This is a genomic window from Microcoleus sp. Pol11C3 (assembly GCF_036701485.1).
Lineage (GTDB): Bacteria > Cyanobacteriota > Cyanobacteriia > Cyanobacteriales > Microcoleaceae > Microcoleus.
This window is the reverse complement of record NZ_JAUBQW010000291.1, coordinates 1-1768: the sequence shown is the minus strand read 5'-3', so window position 1 is coordinate 1768 and position 1768 is coordinate 1. Positions and strand designations below refer to the sequence as shown.

The 1768-nt window shown below is 44.7% G+C and carries 2 protein-coding genes; both read left to right on the top strand.

All coding sequences use genetic code 11. The annotated features are described in order from the left end of the window. The first annotated feature begins 269 nt into the window (after positions 1-269). Positions 270-1325, top strand: coding sequence for an adenylate/guanylate cyclase domain-containing protein (locus QUA40_RS28615; protein ID WP_333132073.1), 1056 nt, complete (start codon positions 270-272; stop codon positions 1323-1325). 36 nt (positions 1326-1361) lie between these two features. Beyond that, complete coding sequence (locus tag QUA40_RS28610; RefSeq protein ID WP_333132071.1) at positions 1362-1655, top strand: NUDIX domain-containing protein; 294 nt, start codon at positions 1362-1364, stop codon at positions 1653-1655. Positions 1656-1768 lie beyond the last annotated feature (113 nt).

Below are 1768 nucleotides of genomic sequence, written 5' to 3'. Positions count from 1 at the left end.
GAGTTTCACACGTTTGAGCTTGTTAAGAAAGTCCCTCTTGACTTTCTATCGCTCTTCTTAACTTGTCACCAATGGAGTTGCATTCTTTTTTTAAAGTGGTGTCAGTTTGGCGGTTGAGCTGACGAAACGAGAAGAAAAGGCAGATCGCGACTTATAGTTAAGGAATCAGGGGATACAGAAAAAATGCCGAGAAACCGGGTTTGCATAAAGGTTCGCTGCAATAACAGATGTCCGCGAGATTCCTCGCTAATTAGCTAGACGGGCCACGTATGCCACAGATTCACTATCTGCCGGACGATCGCACGATCGAGATAGACGACGACGATATAATTCTCGAAGCTTCTCTGCGTGCGGGCATTCCACACACCCACATCTGCGGCGGTAGCGCCCGGTGTTCGACTTGCAGGGTATTGATTGTCGAAGGTTTGGAATTTTGCTCTCCGCGCACTTCGCCGGAAGAGGAACTTGCCAAAAAATTGCGTTTAGAACCGGAAATTAGGCTGGCTTGTCAGACGCAGATTGCTGGTGGCAAGGTGATTTTGCGCCGATTGGCGATCGATTCTGAAGACTTGGAATCATTGAACGACGAAATGTCTGGAAAGTTGATTTCTGTTCCTGTCGGGCAAGAAAAGAAAATTGCAATTTTGTTTGCCGATATTCGAGGATTTACGCCTTTTGCAGAATCGCTGTTGCCCTACGATGTAATTTATGTTTTAAATCGCTATTTCCAAAAAATGGGTTATGTAATCAACCGCAACGGCGGGATGATTAATAATTATATGGGAGATGGTTTTATGGCCCTATTTGGGTTAGAAAACTCAGACAAGGCGGCGGAACAAGCGGTGAGGGCTGGGGTGGAGATGCTGGAGGAATTAGAGAAACTCAATCCCTATTTTGAGACTTTATACCGTCACCGATTGCGGATTGGGATTGGCATTCACTGCGGCTGGGTAGTTGTGGGGAAGTTGGGGGCATCGAAAAATCAGACAGTTACGGCGATCGGCGATGCGGTGAATTTTGCCAGCCGGATTGAAGCTGCGAACAAGCAAGTAGGAACGAGTTTACTGATTTCCCAGGAGACTTATCAGGAAGTGAAGAAATTGGCGATCGTCAATCAGTGCGTATCCGTGCCAATTCCGGGGAAAAGTGGCGAATATCCGCTGTATGAAGTAGTCGGGATGCCGCCACTGCCCGTGGAAATCGAAGAGGTTTCTGAGGTAAGGAAAGGTTTTATTTGGCAAACTTTTGTCAATAAGTTGCTAGCTTTGTATGCTGCGGTGTACAATTGGCTGAGGAAAATTTGGATTCAAATCAGAAAACTATAAAGTAACTTCGGTGAGTTTTGTTATGCCATAGATAATATGAATATTCCTCAGTCAATAGTTCGCATTTTTATCATGCTCCCCAACGGTCAGATTGCGGCACAACTGCGAGATAATATTCCTGGTATTGCCAGTCAAGGAATGCTTTCTACTTTTGGTGGTGGCGTGGACATTGGAGAAAGTCCACACCAGGCAGCAGTGCGAGAAATGGAGGAAGAAACTTGCCTCAAAATCAATTATTACAAAATGGAGTTTATCACAACTTTTACTCACCCAAAGACCCAAAAAGATAGAAAAATTTTACAAAAAAACACCTTTTTTGGGCCAGAGTGAGCGACTGCAATCAAATAGAAATCAAAGAAGGTGTGGGTCATTGGTGACAAGTTAAGAAGAGCGATAGAAAGTCAAGAGGGACTTTCTTAACAAGCTCAAACGTGTGAAACTCA

Bases quoted from the DNA above. Each gene is read 5' to 3' on its own strand.
- QUA40_RS28615 (WP_333132073.1), top strand. From the start codon at position 270: ATGCCACAGATTCACTATCTGCCGGACGATCGCACGATCGAGATAGAC.
- QUA40_RS28610 (WP_333132071.1), top strand. From the start codon at position 1,362: ATGAATATTCCTCAGTCAATAGTTCGCATTTTTATCATGCTCCCCAAC.